This is a genomic window from Nonomuraea sp. NPDC059007 (assembly GCF_042740555.1).
Lineage (GTDB): Bacteria > Actinomycetota > Actinomycetes > Streptosporangiales > Streptosporangiaceae > Nonomuraea.
The window spans coordinates 110,815-129,752 of sequence record NZ_JBHYJD010000031.1 but is presented as its reverse complement, the minus strand read 5'-3'; the positions used below and the strand labels follow the sequence as shown (position 1 = coordinate 129,752).

Sequence of the window (18,938 nt, the reverse complement as noted above, 5' to 3'; positions counted from 1 at the left end):
CCACTATTAACCTGGGTCGCGGGGGCTTGTATTTTTTAAAAAGACCCCGCCCCCGGGCGGGGGGGCCGCCCGCCCCGCGGGTTGGGCGCCCGGCCCCTCTGGCGGGCAGGACGGCCCTCAGAGCTACACGCCGTCAAGTCTTCCCGGAGGTGTGTCGGCGGCGAGCTCGGGCGAGCGGGTGCTTGGGGTGCCGGGTGATGGCGGGCGGCCGTTGCCGGACGGGCTGCGGGGGAAGCTGGACAGGGCGCTGGGACGGTATCTGGCCGCGCGTCCCGGCCGGGCCGCCGTGGCCGTGTACGACAGGGTCGCGGCCACCCGCTACGCCTACCGGGAGCGCGAGCCGTTCATGCTGGCCAGTGTCGCCAAGGTGGACATCCTCCTGGCCCTCGCGCTGAAGGCGCAGGAGGAGGGGCGGCGGCTGACGAGGCGCGAGCGAAGCGCGGCGGGCAGGATGATCCGGGTCAGCGACAACGACTGCGCCCACGACCTGTACCGGGCGATCGGCGGCCGAGACGGGCTGACCGCGGTGCTGCGCGAGCTGGGAATCCGGCGTACCTGGCCGGAGCACTCTTGGGGCACCACCCGCAGCCGCCCGTCGGACCAGGTGAAGGTGCTCGACCGGCTCACCGACCCGGAGGGTCCGCTGACGGCGGCCAACCGGCGGTTCGCCCTGGAGCTGATGTCGAGTGTCGTGCCCGGCCAGGACTGGGGTGTGAGCGCGGCGGCCGGGTCCGGGCAGGTGGCGCTCAAGAACGGCTGGCTCCCCGCCGGCGCCCACGACGGCCTGTGGACGGTCAACAGCGTGGGCCGCCTCCAGACCGGCGGTCACGACCTGCTGCTCGCGGTGCTGTCGGAGCGCAGCCCGGCCATGGGGTACGGCGTGGCCACGGTCGAGGCGGTGGCACGGCTGGTGGTCAGGACGATGACGAAGTCCGCTCCCACCGCCATAACGATCCGATGAAGGTCGGCCGCGTTTACGGCCTGAATACGGTGACGATTAGTAGCTCGTCGGCAAGTTCGGCACAATGACCGATGTGCGAGTTGGACTGCTCGGGCCCTTCGAGGTCCGGAACCGCGATGGGGCCATGGTCGAGGTACCCGGCGTTCGGCTGCGCGCGCTGCTCGCCGCACTCGCCCTCGAACCCGGCCGGATCGTCACACGGGCGCGGCTCGTGGACTGGATCTGGGGGGAACAACCGCCCGCGGACGAGGTGAACGCCCTGCAGGCGCTGGTGTCCAGGCTGCGCAGAGTGCTGCCGGACGGTGTGATCGAGGCGGACGCCGGCGGCTATCGGCTGGCCGTGGCGCCCGACGCCGTGGACGTGTCCCGGTTCGAGCAGCTGGTCGGTCAGGCTCGCGCCACCGAGCCCGCCGAGCGGGCGGAGCTGCTGCGCTCGGCCCTGGAGCTGTGGCGCGGCCCGGCCATGGCGGACATCGCCCTGCGGGACAGCGACGTGTTCGACGCCGTGGTCGCGCGCCTGGACGAGCTCCACGTCGCCGCGCTCGGCGATCGGGTGGACGCCGACATCCGGCTCGGCCGTGGCTCGGAGCTGGTCTCGGAACTGACCGACCTGGTCGCGACGTACCCGCTGCGGGAGGGGTTCGTGGCCGCCCTCATGCGGGCACTGGCCGAGGCCGGGCGGGGCAACGAGGCGTTGACCGTGTTCCAGCGCACGCGCGAGCGGCTCGCAGAGGAGCTGGGCGCCGACCCGTCTGCCGAGCTGTCGGCGCTGCACACGGCGTTGCTGCGGGGCGAGCTGGGCGAGCGGACGGAGAACCGCAGGACGAACCTGCGCGCCGAGCTGACGAGCTTCGTCGGCAAGGACGGCGACGTGGGCGCGGTCGCCGGTCTGGCCATGGGGCACCGGCTCGTCACCTTGACCGGATCGGGCGGCTCCGGCAAGACGAGGCTGGCCACGGAGACCGCGCGGACGATGCTCGGCGAGCTGCCCGATGGGGCGTGGCTGGTCGAGCTGGCCTCGGTGCAGGCGGGCGGTGAGCTGGCGCAGGCCGCCCTCACCGCGCTCGGCCTGCGTGACCAGCCGTTGCTCGGCGGAGCCAGGGGCGGTGAGCCGATGGACCGGCTTCTCACCGCGCTGCGCGAGCGCACGATCCTGCTGGTCCTGGACAACTGTGAGCACGTGATCGAGGCGGCCGCGGCCTTCGCCGACCGGCTTCTGGGCGAGTGCCGGCGGCTGCGGATCCTGGCCACGAGCAGGGAACCGCTCGGCATCACCGGAGAGGTGCTCTGGCAGGTCGAGCCGCTCGCGCTGCCCGCGAAGGGCGCCGAGCCCGCCGAGATCGGATCCTCGCCCGCGGTGCGGCTGCTGCGCGACCGCGCGGACCTGGTCCGCAAGGACATCGGCTCGGACCCGGCCACTCTGGCGGCCATGGAGCGGATCTGCCGGGCGCTCGACGGGGTGCCGCTGGCGATCGAACTGGCCGCGGCACGGCTGCGGACCATGTCCATCGATCAGCTGGCCCGCCGGCTCGACGACCGCTTCCGGCTGCTGACCAGCGGCAGCCGTACGGTGCTCCCCCGGCACAAGACGCTGCGCGCGGTCGTCGACTGGAGCTGGGACCTGCTGACCGAGGCCGAGCGGAGCGTGCTGCGGCGGCTCTCGGTGTTCTCCGGCGGAGTGAGCCTGGAGGCGGCCGAACGCGTGTGCCCGGAGGAGGCGCTGGACGGGGAGCTGGTCTTCGACGTGCTGACCGCGCTGGCCGAGAAGTCGCTGCTGCTCACCGACGACGAGGGCGCGCCGCGCTACCGGATGCTCAACACCATCAGGGAGTACGCCGCCGGCCGCCTGGCCGAAGCCGGGGAGACCGAGCCGGCCCGCCGGGCGCACCTCGCCTACTTCACCGAGCTGGCCGAGACGGCCGATCCGCGCCTGCGTACGACCGCGCAGCTGGAGTGGCTGAACACGATCACGCCCGAGCACGACAACATCAGTACGGCCGTGCGCGGGGCGATCGCCGAAGGATGGGCCCAGGAGGCGATGCGCCTGGTCGGGGCGGCGGGCTGGTACTGGTATCTGGCCGGGCACCGGGCCGAGGGCACCGAGCTGAGCATGGGGGCGTGCTCCCTGCCCGGTGAGGCCACCGACGAGGTGCGGGCGCTGGCGTACGCCATCTTGACCATGTTCCTGACCTCCGGGGTCGGCCGCGATCAGTATCAGGCGGAGGACTGGATCCACAAGGCCCACCGGTTCACCCAGCGCAGCAGGTCGCGCCACCCTCTGCTCGGGTTCGTCGAGCTGTGGGAGCAGATGCTGCGGGAGCCGGCCGGAGGGTTCCTGCGTTCGCTGGAGCCCCTCATCGCCGGCGACGATCCCTGGGTGCGCGCGCAGGCCAGGCTCACTCGGGGCCGGATGCGGCTCACGCTCGGCGCCGACGAGACCGACGTGGACACCGACATCGAGATCTCCCTGGCCGAGTTCCGCGCGCTGGGTGAGCGGATGGGGACCTCGCTGGCGCTGACCTTCCTGGCCGATCGGCTCGCCATGCGCGGCGAGTTCGCCCGCGCGTGCGAGCACTACGACGAGGCGGCCACCGCGCTGCGCGAGCTGGGTGTGCGGGAGGAAGTGACGAGCCTTCGGGCGCGGCAGGCCCAGCTGTACTGGCTGCTCGGCGACGAGCGGTCCAGCGTGAGCGCGATGTCCGAGGCGGACCGGAGCGCGAGCGGGATCTCCTGGCCGGAAGAGCTGGCCGATCTGGAGATCTCCAAGGCGCAGCTCGCACGCTGGCGCGGCCAGCCGGACGAGGCACGCGGGCACCTGGAAGCGGTGCGGACGCTGATGGGCGACGAGGGCCCGAGCTCCCTGACCCGTGCCAAGTCCCTGGACCTGCTCGGCTATCTCACCGAGGATCTGGAGGAGTCGCGCGCGCATCGCAGCGGGGCACTCCGCGCGGCCGAGGAGGCGATGTATCCGCCGCTGGTGGCCGAGATGTTGATCGGGATCGCGGATCTCGCGCTGCGCGGCGGGCAGTACGAGCAGGCGGCGCGGTTGCTCGCGGCCGGCGACGGGGTGCGCGGCGTCGCGGACCTTTCACTGCCGGACGCCACCAGGATCAGCGCGGAGACGCGCGATCGCCTCGGTGAAACCAAGTTCACCGAGGCGATTCTGGCCGGACGGGAGCGGGACTGGCGGGAGCTGGCCGAGATCACGCTCGCTTCGTGAACGCCGCGCGCGCCCACAGGTAGCCGGCCAGCGAGAGCCCCACGCACCAGGCGACCGCCGCGATGGCCGAGCCCGTCGACGGCGTGCCGGTCAGCAGCCCGCGCAGGGTTTCGATGATCGGGGTGAACGGCTGGTACTCGGCGAACTCCCGCACACCGGGACCCATCTTGTCGGCCGGCACGAACGCGCTGCTCAGGAAGGGAAGAAGCATCAGAGGGACACCGGCCAGGCCGGCGCTTTCCGGGGTCTTCGCGGAGAGGCCGGACGCGACGGTCAGCCAGCCGATCGCCAGCACCGTCAGCGCGACGATGCCGATCGCGCCGAGCCACTGCGGGAAGCTCGCCGTCGGGCTGAATCCCATCAGCAGCGCGACCCCGATGATGATCGCGATGGACACCAGGGTCCGCAGCATGATCGCGATCACGTGCGCGTTCAGCACCGCGGCCCGTGACACGTCCATGACCCGCAGCCGGTTGATGAATCCGGTCGTCATGTCGGAGTTCACCGCTGTGGCCGTGGGGCCGATGCCGTAACCGATGGTCAAGATGATCAAGCCCGGGGTCGCGTAGTCGACGTAGTCGGCGCCGACGCTGAACGAGCCGCCGAAGACGTAGACCATGAGGAACATCACGAAGACCGGCACGATGACGGCGTTGAACAGCGCCACCGGATTGCGCATCGTGTGCCGGAAGTTGCGCCGCATCATGGTCGCGGAATCCGCGAAAGAAGCTGAGATGGCGTTCATCGGGCGCTGGCCTCCTTGTTGCCGTGGCCGGTGAGAACGAGGAAGACGTCGTCGAGGTCCGGTGTGTGCACCGACAGTTCCTCGACCTCTACGGACTGGGCGTCGAGCCGGTCGAGCAGCGCGCGCAGCGACCGCACCCCGCCGTCGCCGGGCACGCGCAGGGCCAGCTCGTCGTCGTCCTTCGTGGCGCCGCGCAGGACCTGCGCCGCGACGTCGAGGGCGCGCCGGTCGGCGAACCGCAGCCGGACGTGGCTGCCGGGGATGCGGCGCTTGAGCTCGTCGGCGGTGCCCTCGGCCACCACCCGTCCCTGATCGAGTACGGCGATGCGGTCGGCCAGCTGGTCGGCCTCTTCGAGGTACTGGGTGGTGAGGAAGATGGTGGTGCCTTCGGCGACCAGTTCCCGGATGATCTCCCACATGGTGCGGCGGCTGCGCGGGTCGAGTCCCGTCGTGGGCTCGTCCAGGAAGATGATCCGCGGCGCGCCGACCAGCGTCATGGCCAGGTCGAGCTTGCGGCGCATGCCGCCGGAGTAGGACGCCGCCCGCTTGCCGGCCGCCTCGGCCAGCTCGAAGCGGTCGAGCAGCCGGGCGGTGACGCGCTTGCCCTCCGCCTTGGGCAGGTGCAGGAGATCCGCCATCATCAGCAGGTTCTCCTCGCCGGTGAGGAGTTCGTCCACCGCGGCGAACTGGCCGGTGACCCCGATCGCCGCGCGCACCGCCTTGGTCTGCGTGGCGATGTCGTGCCCGGCGACGAGCGCCGTCCCGGCGTCGGGGGTCAGCAGCGTGCTCAGCACGTTCACCGTGGTGGTCTTGCCGGCTCCGTTGGGGCCGAGCAGGGCGAAGATCGTTCCGGTCCGGACGTTCAGGTCGATGCCGTCGAGGACGACTTTGTCGTTGTAGGCCTTTCGCAGCCCTTGGGCGGCGATGGCGGAACCGTTCATGACCGCTACGGTCGCCGACCGCTCTGATACGGAGCCGTCACCGTCCTGACGCGGCCGCTGACACGGCCCGGGAGGTCAGCCGCAGCAGCCGCCTCCGCAGCACCCGCCCCCGCCCCCACCGCCGCGCGGAGCGGCTGCGCCGCCGGTCATCGCGACCGTGGAGAGCAGCCTCACGGTGTCCTCGTGCCCGTCCGGGCAGCTGGCGGGGTCGTCGGAGGCGGCCATCGGGCGCGACACCTCGAACGTGGAGCCGCATGCGCGGCAGCGGAAGTCGTAACGCGGCATGCCCCTACATTAGGGCGCGTAGGTCACGTGGGTGTAGTCCGCGTGCGGTTCGTAGCCGATCGACTGGTAGATCGCGTTGCTCGTCGGGTTGCCGAGGTCGGTGAAGAGCACGATCTCCTTGGCCCGCTCGTCGAGGCCGGCCCGGCTGGCGTGGGCGGTGACGGCGGCGCCGTACCCGCGACGGCGGCAGGACGGCGGCGTGTACACCGGCCCGATGCGGCTGACCCCGCCCTGTGCGGGCGAGAGCGCCGCGAACGACACCGGCGCCCCGTCGGACACCCACAGGAAGATGTCACCGGCGGCGATCCTGCGCAGCACCCGCTCGGTCATGTCGCCGCGGTCGGCGGAGACGCTGACCTCCTCGCCGAACGCGTGGTACCAGCTCACGAGCAACGGCAGATCCCCCGGTACGGCACGACGCGCCTGCCCGGGGACGTCAGGGCGGGTGAGGCGGCCGAGCCGGTACAGCCTCTCCTCGACGGCGCCGGCGAGCACCGCCCCGCGCGACCGGGTGAAGACGGAGACCAGTTCGCGCGGCCCCATCACCTCGGGAATCTCCCGGTCGGCCAGCGCCGCGGCCAGTTCCTCGACGGCCTCGGGAGGCATCGCGGCCAGCCCGAGCGGAGCCGGAGGCGTACGGAAGGCGGCCCCCCGGACCTGCCCGTCCACGGTCCACCACCCGTAGTAGGCCCCCTCGGCGGGCAGGCCGGCGCGGATGACCGCCATGACCGTGAGCGGCACGGTGTTGCGCAGGGGATCGTCGAGCAGGAAGGCGGTGGCGGCGTCGGGGAAGTCCGCGAGATCCGCCGTGAAAGACCACATGCCGCGATCCTCGCAGGTCGCGGCATGTGGCCTCAAAGCGGTTTTCGTCAGGCAGCGGCTTCCAGGTACGGCGCCCACTGCGGGTCGCCCACCATCGAGGCGCCGATGAGCCGCCAATGGGCACCGCGCGGAACCGCCGGGGACACGCGCAGCGACCACCCGAGTTCCTCCAGGAACTTGTCGGCCTTGCGATGGTTGCACGGTGTGCAGGAGGCGACGCAGTTCTCCCACGTGTGCGTGCCACCCCGCGAGCGCGGGATGACATGGTCGATCGTCTCGGCCTTCTGACCGCAGTAGGCGCAACGGAAGTCGTCGCGGCGCATGAGTGCGGCCCTGGTCAGGGGGATGCGGGACCGGTAGGGAATACGGACATATCTCCTGAGCCTGATCACCGAAGGCACCTCCAGCGTACGGCTGGCCGAGCGGAGCACCGCTCCCCTGCCGTCACGGTGGACGACGTCCGCCTTCTCCCTCAGCACCAGCACGATGGCACGGTGCAGCGAGAGCGTGGTCAGTGGCTCGTAGGTGGCGTTCAATAGCAGGACCTGGCGCATCACGAGGACTCTCCCCGCTGGGCGCGTATCAAAGGGGACATGCCGTGGCATGTCCCGGCTGGCGGCCCCTCCTGGGGCACTGATGCTTCCGTCACGTGGACCTCCGCCGGACGGCCCGACGGATGGTGTCACCACGGCGCCGCCCTCTGCCCAAGTCTGTCGTCAAAAGAGCGCATCCCGCCACCTCTTAACGAACTAGAGGGACGCACGGTGTGTTTTATGCCCGGATCACCTGCGCTTTACGCCCCGCCGGTAGGGTCAAGGCATGTATCCGACCGCACGCCGAGAAGAGCTCGTCGACGACCTGCACGGCACCCCGGTGCCCGATCCCTATCGCTGGCTTGAGGACCCGGACAGCCCGGAAACCCAGGGCTGGCTGCTCGGGCAGGAGGCGCTGTACAAGGATCAGGTGAAGCCGCAGCGCTTCCGCGAGCGGATCGAGGAGCTGCTGCAGTCGGGTTCGGTCGGCGTCCCGGTGTGGCGTGGCGAGCGGTACTTCTTCTCCCGGCGCATGCCCGGCCAGGAGCACGCCGTCTACTACGTCGTGGATCCCGACGGCGCCGAGCGCCCCCTGATCGACCCCATGGCCATCGACCCCTCGGGGCTGACGACGCTCGACGCGGTGCAGCCCGACAAGGAAGGGCGGCTGCTGGCGTACCAGATCTCGGTGGGCGGCGACGAGGAGTCGGTGCTGTACATCATCGACGTGGCGACGGGCGCGCGGCTGGAGGGGCCGATCGACCGCTGCCGCTACTCCCCCATCGCGTGGCTGCCCGGCGGCGAGGCCTTCTACTACGTGCGCCGCCTGCCGAGCACGGAGGTTCCGGAGAACGAGCGGCAGTTCCACCGCCGCGTCTACCTGCACCGCGTCGGCACCTCCACCGAGGACGACGTGATGATCTTCGGTGCCGGGCTGAAGATGACGAACTACTACGGCGTCTCGGTCTCGCGCGACGGCCACTGGCTGCAGATCTCCGCCTCAGAGGGTACGGCTCCGCGCAACGACCTCTGGGTGGCCGATCTGACCGCCTCCCCGCTCGACGACCCCGACCTGGTCGTCGTCCAGGAGGGCGTGGACGCGCAGACCGGGCTGCACTTCGGCCGCGACGGCCGCCTCTACGTGCACACCGACCGCGACGCCCCGCGCGGCCGGATCTGCGTCGCCGACCCCGCCGAGCCGCGGGTCTGGCGCGACCTGATCCCGGAGGACGCCGAGGCGGTGCTGTCGGACTTCGCGATCCTGGACGATCTCACCAGCCCGGTCATGCTGGTCGGCTGGACCCGCCACGCGATCAGCGAGATCAGCGTGCACCGCCTGGAGGACGGCGAGCGCCAGGGCGAGGTGCCGACGCCGGGCCTGGGCTCGATCGGCGGCATCTCCGAGCGCCCCGAGGGCGGCCACGAGGCATGGTTCGGCTACACCGACAACACCACCCCGCCCACCATCCAGCGCTACGACGCCCGCACCGGCGAGACCACGCTGTGGGCGGCCTCCCCCGGCGCGGTCGACGTGCCGCCGGTCAAGACCTCGCAGGCCGTCTACACCTCCAAGGACGGCACCGAGGTCCGCATGCTGATCATCGAGCCGGTCGACCGCGACGGCCCGCGCCCGACGATCCTCAACGGCTACGGCGGCTTCGGCATCTCCATGACGCCCGGCTACTCGGCCTCGATCCTGACCTGGGTCGAGGCGGGCGGCGTCTACGCCATCGCGAACCTGCGCGGCGGCGGCGAGGAAGGCGAGGACTGGCACCGCGCCGGGATGCTCGGCAACAAGCAGAACGTCTTCGACGACTTCCACGCCGCGGCCGAGCACCTGATCGCCACCGGCGTCACCACCTCCGCGCAGCTCGGCATCTCCGGCGGGTCCAACGGCGGCCTGCTGGTCGGCGCCGCCCTCACCCAGCGGCCGGAGCTCTTCGCGGCCGTGGTCTGCTCGGCGCCGCTGCTCGACATGGTGCGGTACGAGCTGTTCGGCCTGGGCGCGACGTGGAACGTGGAGTACGGCTCGGCCGAGGACCCCGAGGGTTTCGGCTGGCTGTGGAGCTATTCGCCCTATCACCAGGTGCGGGAGGGCGTGCCGTACCCCGCGACGCTGTTCACCGTCTTCCAGTCCGACAGCCGCGTGCACCCGCTGCACGCGTGGAAGATGTGCGCGGCCCTGCAGCACGCGAGCGGCGCCTCGCGGCCGGTGCTGCTGCGCAACGAGACCGAGGTCGGGCACGGCGCGCGTTCCCTGAGCCGCACCATCGACCTGTCGGCCGACACCCTGACCTTCCTGGCACGGAACACGGGGCTGTGAACCGGCGGCGGCTGGCCGCGTACGGCATGATCGTGCGCGGCGAGGAGATCCTGCTCGCCCACTACGTCAACGGCGAGACCCGGCACTGGACGCTGCCGGGCGGCGGCGTCGAGCACGGCGAGGACCCCTATGACGCGGTGGTGCGCGAGGTCGAGGAGGAGACCGGCTACACCGTCGTGCCCGAGGTGCTGATCGGCGTCAACAGCTTCCATCCCCGGCCGGAGTTCCAGGCGGTGCGGCTGTTCTGGGAGGCGCGCGTCGTGGGCGGTGAACTGCGCTTCGAGGTGGGCGGCAGCACCGACAAGGCGGCGTGGTTCCCGCTGGCCGGGGTGGAGAAGCTGGAGCGCTCGGAGGTCGTGGACCGCGGGCTCGAACTGCTGCGCGCGCGGCCGAAGAGCGGGCACCTATAGTCGGAGTGTGGACGACCTGACGGTGGTCGAGCGGGTCCCCGGGCCCGCGCTGCGGCCGTACGTCATGGGGCTGTACGCCTACCGCGAGCGGTACGCGCAGCCCCACGTCCGCCTGGAACCGGCCCTGCCGGGCGCGGTGCTCATCATCGGGTTCGGCGCGCCGATGCAGGTCGACGGCGGCCGGTTCACCTCCTTCACCGGCGGCCTGTCCGACCGCTACACCGTCACCACGACCCAGGCGCCCACCGAGGGCGTGGAGGCGCTGCTCACCCCGTTCGGGGCACGTCGCCTGTACGGCGTGCCGATGCGTGAGCTGACCAACCTGGTGCTCCCGGCCGACGACCTGCTCGCGGGCTGGACACAACGGCTCGGCCAGGTGGAGGGCTGGCCGGAACGGCTGGCGCTGTTCGAGTCGATGCTGACCACGCGCATCCACGGCGGCCCCGAGCCGCGCGGCGAGGTCGGCTGGGCCTGGGCGCGGCTGCTGGAGTCCGGCGGCTCGGTGAGCGCGGCGGCCCTGTCGGACGAGCTCGGCTGGAGCCACCGGCATCTGGTCGCGCGGTTCCACGACGAGATCGGGCTGGCGCCGAAGGCGGCGGGGCGGCTGATCAGGTTCGACCGGGCGCGGCGGATGCTGCGTACCGGTGTCCCGCCCGCCCGGACCGCGGCGGCGTGCGGCTACTACGACCAGGCGCACATGAACAGGGACTTCCGCCTGTTCTGCGGAGAAACACCCGGTCAGATTTTTCCAAGACCCCCGGCCGGGGCCACGGCAGACTCGGCCGTATGACACGCACAGTTTTCGCGCTCGCGCGCTACGAGGACCCGGCCAAGGCGATCGACTTCCTGGCCGCCGCCTTCGGCTTCACCGCCCACGAGGTCAGCAAGGACGACTCGGGCGCGGTCGTCCACGCCGAGCTGCTGATCGGTGAGGACATGATCATGATCGGCAAGGGGCAGCCGGGCGGGCCGGGCATCTACGTCGCCGTCGACGACCCCGACGCCCACCACGACCACGCCAAGGCGGCGGGCGCCACGATCACCATGGAACTGGTCGACCAGCCCTACGGCTCGCGCGAGTACGGCTGCGCCGACCCCGAGGGCAACACCTGGTACTTCGGCACCTACCGCCCTTAGCACAGTCCCTCCTCACCTCCACGAGGAGGTGTTCTCAGGGGAAGACGATGGTCTTGTGGCCGTCGAGCAGCACCCGCTGCTCGGTGTGCCACTTCACCGCCCTGGCCAGCGCCACGCACTCCACGTCCCGCCCGATCCGCACGAGATCCTGCGGCGTGTTGCCGTGGCTGACCCGCGCGACCTCCTGCTCGATGATGGGGCCCTCGTCGAGGTCGGAGGTGACGTAGTGGGCGGTCGCGCCGATCAGCTTGACGCCGCGCGCGTGCGCCTGGTGGTACGGCTTGGCGCCCTTGAAAGACGGCAGGAACGAGTGGTGGATGTTGATCGCCCGCCCGGCGAGCTTCTCGCACAGGTCCTCCGACAGGACCTGCATGTAGCGGGCCAGCACGACCAGCTCGGCCTGGTAGTGCTCGACCAGCGTGAGCACCTCGGCCTCCTGCCTTTGCTTGGTCTCGGGGGTGACCGGCAGGTGGTGGTAGTCGATGCCGTAGGACTGGGTGAGCGGCCGCAGGTCGGGGTGGTTGGAGGCGACGCCGACGATCTCGATGTCCAGGGCGCCGGAGCGTACCCGGTAGAGCAGGTCGTTCAGGCAGTGGTCGAACTTGCTGACCATGATGAGCACCCGCATCTTGCGCGCCACGTCGCGCAACGTGAACTCCATGGCGAATTCGGGGGCCAGGGCGGCGAAGGCCGCCCTGAGCTCGTCCTCGGCCAGGGGCGCGGTGAACTGCACCCGCATGAAGAACCGCTCGTCACCGAACTGCTGGCTCTCCTTGATGTTGCAGCCGTGCTCTGCCAGCAGACCCGAGACCGCGGCGACGACGCCGGGCCGGTCGGGACAGGACAGCGTCAGGACGAATTCGGATGTGCTCATGCCTTCACTCTCGAAGAGGTGGGATCGTAGGGCGCCTTACGGCTGATCTGGGCAGAGTACATCTCTCCGGCGACATCCACCTGAGCCTTCTCCATCGCGGCATCGCTCACGAAACCGAGCGCGACCGAGGCGCCGAGCGTCGGGCTGTAGGCGGCGGAGGTGACGTAGCCGACCGGCTCGCCGTCGCGCAGCAGCGACTCGCCGCCCCACAGGTGGGCCTCGGGGTCGTCGAGCACGATGGAGACGACGTGGCGGCCCCGGTCGTCCATGGCCCGGTCCGCACCTCGGTAGCCGCCGGTCTTCTTGCAGGTGAAGCGGAGTCCGGCCGCGGCGGGCGTGACCTCGGGGCCGAGCTCGCGGCCCCACGCGCGGTAGCCCTTCTCGATGCGCATGGCCTCGATGGCGTAGTAACCGGCCTGGGTCAGGCCGGTCGCGAGCAGGGTCTCGTAGACGGTGACGGCGAACTCGGACGGGACGTACAGCTCCCAGCCCAGCTCGCCCACGTAGGTCATCCGGGTGGCGCGCACGGTGGCGTAGCCGAGGTCGACGAGCCGCGAGGCGCCCACGGCGAATGCCGAAAAATCCGCCTTCGACACGCTTTGCAGGATTTCTCGCGATTTAGGGCCCATGACGCTGAAGACGGCGTATGTACCGGTGACGTCCACCAGGACGGCACGGTGCTCGCCGAGGCCCTTGGAGATGACGTCGAAGTCCCGCGTGCTCTGCGCGGAACCCGTCACGATCAGGTACTCGTCGTGCGCCACCCGCGTCACCGTCAGGTCCGACTCGTAGCCGCCCCGGTCGTTGAGCAGGCCCGTGTAGACGACCCGGCCCACCTCGACGTCCACGTCGGCCGTGCACAGCCACTGCAGCGCCACCGCCGCGTCCCGGCCCTTGAGCGTGAACTTGCCGAACGACGTCTGGTCGAACAGCGCCGCCTCCGTCCTGCACGCGTTGATCTCCGCGTTCACCCGCTGCTGCCATTCGGGTCTGCCGAAGGTGTATGGCGCTGCTGTGCCGAAATAGTTGACCCGCTCCCAGCCCATCTTCGAGCCGAAACACGCGCCCGCCGCGGCGAGCAGGTGGTGCACCGGCGAGCGGCGCAGCGGCCTGGCCGTCTCCAGCTCCTTGTTCGGCCAGGACATGGCGTAGTGCAGGCCGAGCGTCTCGGTGACACGGTCGCGCAGCCAGGTGTCGTTGTCCGCCCAGCGGGCGAAACGGCGCAGGTCGGCGGGCCACAGGTCGCTGGTCGGCGCGCCGTTCACGATCCACTCGGCCAGCGCCCGGCCCGCGCCGCCCGCCGAGGCGATGCCCGCGGAGTTGAAGCCGGCGCCGACGAAGAACCCGCGCACCTCGGGCGCCTCGCCGAGCAGGAACATGTTGTCCGGAGTGAACGACTCCGGGCCGTTGTAGAACATGCGCACGCCGGTCGTCTCCAGGGCGGGGACGCGGTGGATCGCGTTCTCCATGATGATGGAGAACTGGTCCCAGTCCTCCTCCAGAAGCTGGAACTCGAACGGGTACGGGATGCCGTCCATGCCCCACGGCTTCGCGTCCGGCTCGAACCCGCCCACGACCAGGCCGCCGACCTCCTCCTTGAAGTAGGCATAGCCATCCGGGTCGCGCAGGACGGGCAGATCCGGACGGACGCCCTCGATCTGCTCGGTGACCACGTAGAAGTGCTCGGCGGAGTGCAGGGGCACCGTCACCCCGGCCATGCGCCCGATCTCCTTGGCCCACTGGCCGGCGCAGTTGACGACGTAGTCGGCCTCGATCTCGCCCTCGGACGTGCTCACCGATCTCACCACGCCGTCCTTGACGGTGACGCCGGTGACGCGGACACGCTCGATCACCCGCACGCCGCGCCGCTGGGCGCCGCGGGCCAGCGCCTGGGTGAGGTCGGAGGGGTTGGCCTTGCCGTCGCCCGGCAGCCAGACGCCGCCCACGACGTCGTCCACCCGCATGACCGGCCACAACTCCTGGGCCTGCGCGGCGGTGATGATCTCGGCGCGCACGCCGTAGTTGCGGGCCTGGGCGGCGGTGCGCCTGAGCTGCGTCATGCGTTCGCGGGTACGGGCGACGCTCACGCTGCCGCATTGCTTCCAGCCGGTGCCGAAACCGGTCTCCGCCTCAAGCCTCGCGTACAGGTCGGTGCTGTACTGGATCAGCCTCGTCATGCTCTCGGTGCTGCGCAACTGGCCCACGAGCCCGGCCGCGTGCCAGGTGGTACCGCAGGACAGTTGCCCCTGCTCCAGCACCACGACGTCGGTCCAGCCGAGCTCGGCCAGGTGGTAGGCCACGCTCGCGCCGACGATGCCGCCACCGATGATCACAACCTGCGCGCGGGAGGGCAGCGCCTTCAAGAAATGCTCCTCAACCTGTTGATCCCCGGCCAGCTGCGCACGTTCCGCAGCATGGCGATGAAGGCCTGCTCGGCGGGGCCGAGCAGGCGGTCGCGGCGGTGCGCCAGGACGATCGGGCGCGGCTTCGGCACCGGCGCGACCGCCACCGCCGCCAGCCGCCCGTCGGCGAGCTCCTGCTCCACGCAGTGCTCCGACAGCAGCGAGACGCCCAGCCCGGCCGCGACGGCCTGCTTGATCGTCTCCGGCCCCCATATCTCGGTACGGCCGGCCGCTTCCAGACCCCACGTCTCCAGCGCCTCTTCCTGGAGTTCCCTCGTGGACGAGCCCGGCTCGCGGATCAGGAACAGCTCGCCGGCCAGCTCGTGCGGCTCCGCAGTACCCGTGGAAGAGAGCTTGTGGCCCGGCTGCGTGATGAGGACGAGGCGATCCTCCAGGATCGGCTCGCTGACCAGCTGCGCGGCGCTCGGCTCGCCCGCCAGCACCGCCACGCCGATCTCACCGTCGACCAGCCCGCGCTCGACCTGCTGCGCGTTGCCGACCTGGATGCCGATCTCGATGCCGGGGTGCCGGTCGCGGAAGGCGGCCAGGAGCGGGGGCAGCAGGTACGTGCCGACCGTGGTGGTACCGCCCGCGACCAGCGTGCCGGTCTGCAGGCCCGACACCTGGCGGATCGCCGCCACGGCCTCGTCGGCCAGGAGGAAGACGCGCTTGGCGTACTCCAGCATGACCTCGCCCTCGGGCGTCAGCCTGATCCGCGCGCCGCTGCGGTCGATCAGGGTGGTACGAAGCGACTGCTCAAGCTGCCTGACCTGGTGCGACACCGATGGCTGGCTCAGGTAGAGCTTCTGCGCGGCCGCCGAGAAGCCGCCGCATTCGACCACGGTCATGAAGATCCAGAGCCGGTGCAGGTTGAGCTGCATCGTGTTAACCCCTAGCTACCTCGATGGACTCCCGGAGCGCGTCCTCCAACTGCTCCAGCCGGTGCCAGGGGATCTCCCCCATGGTGCAGATCCGGAAGAAATCTCGCGAAAGCTGCCCTTGACCAGCGTAGATAACGTACCCACGCTTTTTGAGCTCGTCATGAAGGGATGCGTACGTCACGCTTTCCGGCAGGTGAAGCATCGTCACCGTGTTGGACCGGAACCGTTCATCAACCAGAATCCGCAGCCCGAGGCGCTCGAACTGCCCCCGCACCAGCGCCGCCCGCTCCCGGTACAGCTTCGTCCTGGCCGCGAACCCGCCTGCCTCCTCGTACTCCTTGATCGCCTCGTCCAGCGCGTAGCAGACCTGGACCGCCGGGGTGAACGGCACGTCGCCGTTGCGCTGGCCCTTCAGGTAGCTGGCCGCGTTCAGGTAGAGGCTGCGTTCGGGTACTTCCTGGATGCGTTCGATCGACCGCTCGCCGCACAGGATGAACGACATGCCCGGCTGCCCGTGGAGCCCCTTGTTGGCGGTGCCGCAGACGACATCCGCCTTGACCTCGGACAGGTCCTGATCCTCGATCGCCGTGCCGGAGATGGCGTCGATCACGAACAACGCCCCGTGGGCCGCCACGACCTCGCCGATCTCCTTGATCGGGTTGATCAGGCCGGTGGTGGTCTCGTGGTGCACGCAGACGACGGCATCGATGTCCGCGTGCTCCACGAGCGCCGCCTCCACCTCCCGCGGATCGGCCGGGACCGTCCAGTCGCTCCTGACCTCGTGGAACGGGATGCCGTGCGCCTTGGCGATCCTGATCATCCGGTCACCGTAAACGCCGTTGTTCACGATGATCACGCCGCGGCCTGCGCGGACGGAGCTGATGACCGCCATCTCCATCGCCGCCGTACCGGAGCCGGTGACCAGGAGCGCCTCGTGGGTGCCACCGAGGTTCAGGGAACGGGGCAGCGCCTCCCGGATCCTGAACAGCAGCTCGGTGAACTCCGGCTCGCGGTGGCACAGGTCACCGCGGAGCAGGGCGTCTTTGACCCGCTTCGAGGTACAGGCCGGACCGGGATTCAACAGAATGAGCTCTTCGTCCATCATCCACTCGATCTTGGGAAGGTATCGGGCATTACGGACGCTACTTGGCCAGGTCACCGTAGTGACAGCCGCCTTTCCCTATACCCTCCATAGCCCTTTCCCCCTTGCCACCCCATCCCTCGGCTGCCCCTTCCTCGCCCCTTTCCCTCGCCCCGCGCGTCTGCGCACCCACCTCCGCCCGCACCCACCTCCGCCCGCATCCACCTCCGCCCGCATCCACCTCCGCCCGCATCCACCGAAACCGGCACACGGCACCGCCACACCGTCCAACGCGGCCGGACCTCGTCGCGACCCAGCAAGCGGCCCCACACAGGCCGACCCGATCGCCCGCCGAAAAGCAGCAGTTCCGGGGCGGCGGCAAGGGAGGCGGAGGGTGAAGGGGCTATGGGCGCCATAGCCGAATGCCTCTTGCCGGGGCGTGTCCGGGCGGAATGGGATGGAGCGCATGCCGTTGGACGTCTTCGTGTTGGTCGTGGTCGCGGGCCTGTTCGCGGTCGTTTCCGGCATGAACGACGGCGGCGCGATTCTGGCCACCGGCCTCAAACTCCCGACCGTCCGGCCCGCCACCGGAATCCTCACCCTCGTCGCGATGGTGGCACTGATCCCCCTGGCAACGCATCAGGTGGCACTGACGTTCGTCAATCGTCTGGCCACGTTCCACGATCCGGGCGGCAGATATGCGATGACCATCGCCGTGATGTGCTCGCTGACAGTCGTGCTGGTGTTGAGTGCGAAAGGTCGTCCCACCAGTCTCACCCTGGCCATCGTCGGCGGGCTGACCGGCGCCGGGCTCGGCTGGGGATTACCGGTGTCAGCGGGTTCGGTGGCGCTGGTGCTGGGGTTCGGCCTGGCGGCACCGGTGGTCGGCGCACTGGTGGCGTGGGCGGTGACGCTCCTGCTGCTCCGCCTGGCCAACGCTCACAGCCTGCCCAGCTGGCACCGGGTGGCGTTCATTGTGCAGTGTGTGGCCTATGCCGCCAACGACGGCCAGAAGATGCTGGCGGTGTTCATCATCGCCATCGGCACCACAGACCTCGACCTGGGCACGACCGCCCTGACCGCCGCCCTCTTCGGGTTGGGCGCCCTGTACGGCCTCCCGAAGGCGGGCCGCCTCCTGTCCCGCGAGATCATCGTCTCGCGCCCCCTGCACGGGGTGGCCGCCGAGCTGGCCGCCGGTGGCGCGGTCATCGCCAGCGCCGCCGCCGGCATGCCGGTCAGCATGACCCAAGCGGTGGCCGGCGCCCTCATCGGCGCCGGCATGACCGGGGGCGGCGGCCGAGTCCGCTGGTACGCCGCCGTCAAAATCACCACCGCCTGGCTCCTGACCCTCCCCGCCAGCGCCCTCCTGGCCGGACTGACCGCCTGGACAGCCAAGGCCATCCCATGAACCCCACCTTCACGTCGGGCGGACTTCACGTCGGGCGGAGCAGTGGGGCGTGCCAGCGGAGCACGCGGGCAGCCACATGCACACGGGCGGCCTGTAGGTGGGCTCCGTCCGTGGGGCAGCGTCGCGTGCCAGGTGGCTCTGAACGTCGGGCAACGTCGTCGGCAGGGTGGGATTGCGCGTCGGGTGGTGCGGTGGGGCAGGAGGAGTTGGGTGTGGGGCGAGGCCGTAAGTGAGTGGCTGGGTGGGGCGAGGCCGCAAGTGAGTGGAGTGGAGGGTGGGAGTGGGGCGGTTGCGGCGGGTTCGGGATCTGGTTGCGGGGCGGATGGATCGGGCGCTGACCGAGGCGTTGCTGGGGCAGCTTGAGGCGACCAAGGCCGGGGCTTGGCTGGCCATGGCGATGATCGGTGGGGAGGTGGGGCGGACGGGGGCGCATGAGCAGATGCGGGCCATCGAGCATCTGGGGGATGAGGAGCGGCGCAGGCTGGTGGATGAGCTGAAGAGTGCGCTGGTCACGCCTATTGATCGGGAGGATTTGTTTCGACTGTCGCGGTCTATTGATGATGTGCTGGATTCATTGCGGGACTTTGTGCGGGAGTCGCATCTTTATCGGGTGCCTGATCAGATTCGGTTTTCGCCGATGCTTGATCAGGTGATCGTGGGCATTGACGCGCTTGAGGATGCCGTGCGGAATCTCGCGGCCCGGCCTTCTGCCGCTGCGCATGACGCGCTGGAGGCGAAGAAGGCCGGTGGGGCTATTCGGCGGATGTACCAATACGAGATTTCGCGGATCTTCTCTGGGGAGGTCACTTCTCTGGCGCTCAAGGAGCGAGAGCTCGTACGGCGGCTGGAGATTGTCGGGATGGCGATCGGGGACGCTGCCGACGCCATCGCCGACGGGGCCATGAAGCGGTGAGG

Annotated in this window: 17 protein-coding genes; 8 read left to right on the top strand and 9 right to left on the bottom strand. The window is 70.3% G+C overall.

Annotation, left to right across the window (positions count from 1 at the left end):
• Positions 1 to 151: 151 nt before the first annotated feature.
• Both ACFWY5_RS38685 and ACFWY5_RS38680 read left to right on the top strand, forming a co-directional pair.
• On the top strand, positions 152 to 961 hold the full coding sequence (locus ACFWY5_RS38685) for a serine hydrolase (protein ID WP_379637731.1): 810 nt from the start codon (positions 152 to 154) through the stop codon (positions 959 to 961).
• A gap of 64 nt (positions 962 to 1,025) precedes the next feature.
• Positions 1,026 to 4,181 carry a BTAD domain-containing putative transcriptional regulator gene (locus tag ACFWY5_RS38680; RefSeq protein ID WP_379637730.1) on the top strand — a complete coding sequence of 1,052 codons (3,156 nt, stop codon included), beginning with the start codon at positions 1,026 to 1,028 and terminating at the stop codon, positions 4,179 to 4,181.
• Here ACFWY5_RS38680 and ACFWY5_RS38675 read toward each other — a convergent pair.
• The 5 genes from ACFWY5_RS38675 to ACFWY5_RS38655 form a co-directional block, all read right to left on the bottom strand.
• Positions 4,165 to 4,926: an ABC transporter permease gene (locus ACFWY5_RS38675; RefSeq protein ID WP_379637729.1), complete on the bottom strand. Its 762-nt coding sequence runs from the start codon at positions 4,924 to 4,926 to the stop codon at positions 4,165 to 4,167. The genes ACFWY5_RS38680 and ACFWY5_RS38675 overlap by 17 nt on opposite strands.
• Positions 4,923 to 5,867, bottom strand: a complete 945-nt coding sequence (locus ACFWY5_RS38670) for an ATP-binding cassette domain-containing protein (protein ID WP_379637728.1) — start codon at positions 5,865 to 5,867, stop codon at positions 4,923 to 4,925. The genes ACFWY5_RS38675 and ACFWY5_RS38670 overlap by 4 nt, the downstream gene beginning before the upstream one ends.
• A gap of 75 nt (positions 5,868 to 5,942) precedes the next feature.
• On the bottom strand, positions 5,943 to 6,152 hold the full coding sequence (locus ACFWY5_RS38665; protein WP_379614965.1) for a zinc ribbon domain-containing protein: 210 nt from the start codon (positions 6,150 to 6,152) through the stop codon (positions 5,943 to 5,945).
• A 9-nt stretch (positions 6,153 to 6,161) separates the two neighbouring features.
• Positions 6,162 to 6,974, bottom strand: a complete 813-nt coding sequence (locus ACFWY5_RS38660; RefSeq protein WP_379637727.1) for a GNAT family N-acetyltransferase — start codon at positions 6,972 to 6,974, stop codon at positions 6,162 to 6,164.
• Between the two features lie 47 nt (positions 6,975 to 7,021).
• Positions 7,022 to 7,528, bottom strand: a complete 507-nt coding sequence (locus tag ACFWY5_RS38655; RefSeq protein ID WP_184959584.1) for an HNH endonuclease — start codon at positions 7,526 to 7,528, stop codon at positions 7,022 to 7,024.
• A gap of 265 nt (positions 7,529 to 7,793) precedes the next feature.
• On the opposite strand from ACFWY5_RS38655, the gene ACFWY5_RS38650 reads away from it, so the two are divergent.
• From ACFWY5_RS38650 to ACFWY5_RS38635, 4 genes are read left to right on the top strand one after another with little or no spacing between them, the layout of a single operon-like run.
• Positions 7,794 to 9,830, top strand: a complete 2,037-nt coding sequence (locus ACFWY5_RS38650; RefSeq protein WP_379614961.1) for a prolyl oligopeptidase family protein — start codon at positions 7,794 to 7,796, stop codon at positions 9,828 to 9,830.
• A complete protein-coding gene (locus ACFWY5_RS38645; RefSeq protein WP_379614959.1) occupies positions 9,827 to 10,240 on the top strand; it encodes an NUDIX hydrolase in 414 nt (137 codons plus the stop codon). The genes ACFWY5_RS38650 and ACFWY5_RS38645 overlap by 4 nt, the downstream gene beginning before the upstream one ends.
• A 7-nt stretch (positions 10,241 to 10,247) precedes the next feature.
• Complete coding sequence (locus ACFWY5_RS38640) at positions 10,248 to 11,030, top strand: helix-turn-helix domain-containing protein (protein ID WP_379637726.1); 783 nt, start codon at positions 10,248 to 10,250, stop codon at positions 11,028 to 11,030.
• Positions 11,027 to 11,377, top strand: a complete 351-nt coding sequence (locus ACFWY5_RS38635; protein ID WP_379614955.1) for a VOC family protein — start codon at positions 11,027 to 11,029, stop codon at positions 11,375 to 11,377. The genes ACFWY5_RS38640 and ACFWY5_RS38635 overlap by 4 nt, the downstream gene beginning before the upstream one ends.
• A 34-nt stretch (positions 11,378 to 11,411) precedes the next feature.
• Here ACFWY5_RS38635 and purU read toward each other — a convergent pair whose 3' ends face one another.
• From purU to ACFWY5_RS38615, 4 genes are read right to left on the bottom strand one after another with little or no spacing between them, the layout of a single operon-like run.
• The gene (gene purU / locus ACFWY5_RS38630) at positions 11,412 to 12,251 is read right to left on the bottom strand and encodes a formyltetrahydrofolate deformylase (RefSeq protein ID WP_379614953.1); all 840 of its coding nucleotides are present in this window, start codon (positions 12,249 to 12,251) and stop codon (positions 11,412 to 11,414) included.
• On the bottom strand, positions 12,248 to 14,614 hold the full coding sequence (locus tag ACFWY5_RS38625; protein WP_379637725.1) for an FAD-dependent oxidoreductase: 2,367 nt from the start codon (positions 14,612 to 14,614) through the stop codon (positions 12,248 to 12,250). The genes purU and ACFWY5_RS38625 overlap by 4 nt, the downstream gene beginning before the upstream one ends.
• Positions 14,611 to 15,534 carry a LysR family transcriptional regulator gene (locus tag ACFWY5_RS38620; RefSeq protein ID WP_184959597.1) on the bottom strand — a complete coding sequence of 308 codons (924 nt, stop codon included), beginning with the start codon at positions 15,532 to 15,534 and terminating at the stop codon, positions 14,611 to 14,613. Before ACFWY5_RS38620 ends, ACFWY5_RS38625 begins: the two co-directional genes overlap by 4 nt.
• A 4-nt stretch (positions 15,535 to 15,538) precedes the next feature.
• Positions 15,539 to 16,639, bottom strand: coding sequence for a pyridoxal-phosphate-dependent aminotransferase family protein (locus ACFWY5_RS38615; RefSeq protein WP_379637724.1), 1,101 nt, complete (start codon positions 16,637 to 16,639; stop codon positions 15,539 to 15,541).
• Between the two features lie 442 nt (positions 16,640 to 17,081).
• On the opposite strand from ACFWY5_RS38615, the gene ACFWY5_RS38610 reads away from it, so the two are divergent.
• Together ACFWY5_RS38610 and ACFWY5_RS38605 are read left to right on the top strand one after the other, a co-directional pair.
• Positions 17,082 to 18,023 carry an anion permease gene (locus tag ACFWY5_RS38610; protein ID WP_379637723.1) on the top strand — a complete coding sequence of 314 codons (942 nt, stop codon included), beginning with the start codon at positions 17,082 to 17,084 and terminating at the stop codon, positions 18,021 to 18,023.
• 280 nt (positions 18,024 to 18,303) lie between these two features.
• On the top strand, positions 18,304 to 18,936 hold the full coding sequence (locus ACFWY5_RS38605) for a DUF47 domain-containing protein (protein WP_379637722.1): 633 nt from the start codon (positions 18,304 to 18,306) through the stop codon (positions 18,934 to 18,936).
• The last annotated feature ends 2 nt before the right edge of the window (positions 18,937 to 18,938 follow it).

Excerpts from the sequence above, each read along its gene's own strand:
- ACFWY5_RS38615 (WP_379637724.1), bottom strand. The coding sequence starts at position 16,639 with ATGATGGACGAAGAGCTCATTCTGTTGAATCCCGGTCCGGCCTGTACC.
- ACFWY5_RS38655 (WP_184959584.1), bottom strand. The coding sequence starts at position 7,528 with ATGCGCCAGGTCCTGCTATTGAACGCCACCTACGAGCCACTGACCACG.
- ACFWY5_RS38675 (WP_379637729.1), bottom strand. The coding sequence starts at position 4,926 with ATGAACGCCATCTCAGCTTCTTTCGCGGATTCCGCGACCATGATGCGG.
- ACFWY5_RS38660 (WP_379637727.1), bottom strand. The coding sequence starts at position 6,974 with ATGTGGTCTTTCACGGCGGATCTCGCGGACTTCCCCGACGCCGCCACC.
- ACFWY5_RS38635 (WP_379614955.1), top strand. The coding sequence starts at position 11,027 with ATGACACGCACAGTTTTCGCGCTCGCGCGCTACGAGGACCCGGCCAAG.
- ACFWY5_RS38665 (WP_379614965.1), bottom strand. The coding sequence starts at position 6,152 with ATGCCGCGTTACGACTTCCGCTGCCGCGCATGCGGCTCCACGTTCGAG.
- ACFWY5_RS38680 (WP_379637730.1), top strand. The coding sequence starts at position 1,026 with ATGACCGATGTGCGAGTTGGACTGCTCGGGCCCTTCGAGGTCCGGAAC.
- ACFWY5_RS38670 (WP_379637728.1), bottom strand. The coding sequence starts at position 5,867 with ATGAACGGTTCCGCCATCGCCGCCCAAGGGCTGCGAAAGGCCTACAAC.
- ACFWY5_RS38610 (WP_379637723.1), top strand. The coding sequence starts at position 17,082 with ATGCCGTTGGACGTCTTCGTGTTGGTCGTGGTCGCGGGCCTGTTCGCG.
- ACFWY5_RS38650 (WP_379614961.1), top strand. The coding sequence starts at position 7,794 with ATGTATCCGACCGCACGCCGAGAAGAGCTCGTCGACGACCTGCACGGC.
- ACFWY5_RS38620 (WP_184959597.1), bottom strand. The coding sequence starts at position 15,534 with ATGCAGCTCAACCTGCACCGGCTCTGGATCTTCATGACCGTGGTCGAA.
- purU (WP_379614953.1), bottom strand. The coding sequence starts at position 12,251 with ATGAGCACATCCGAATTCGTCCTGACGCTGTCCTGTCCCGACCGGCCC.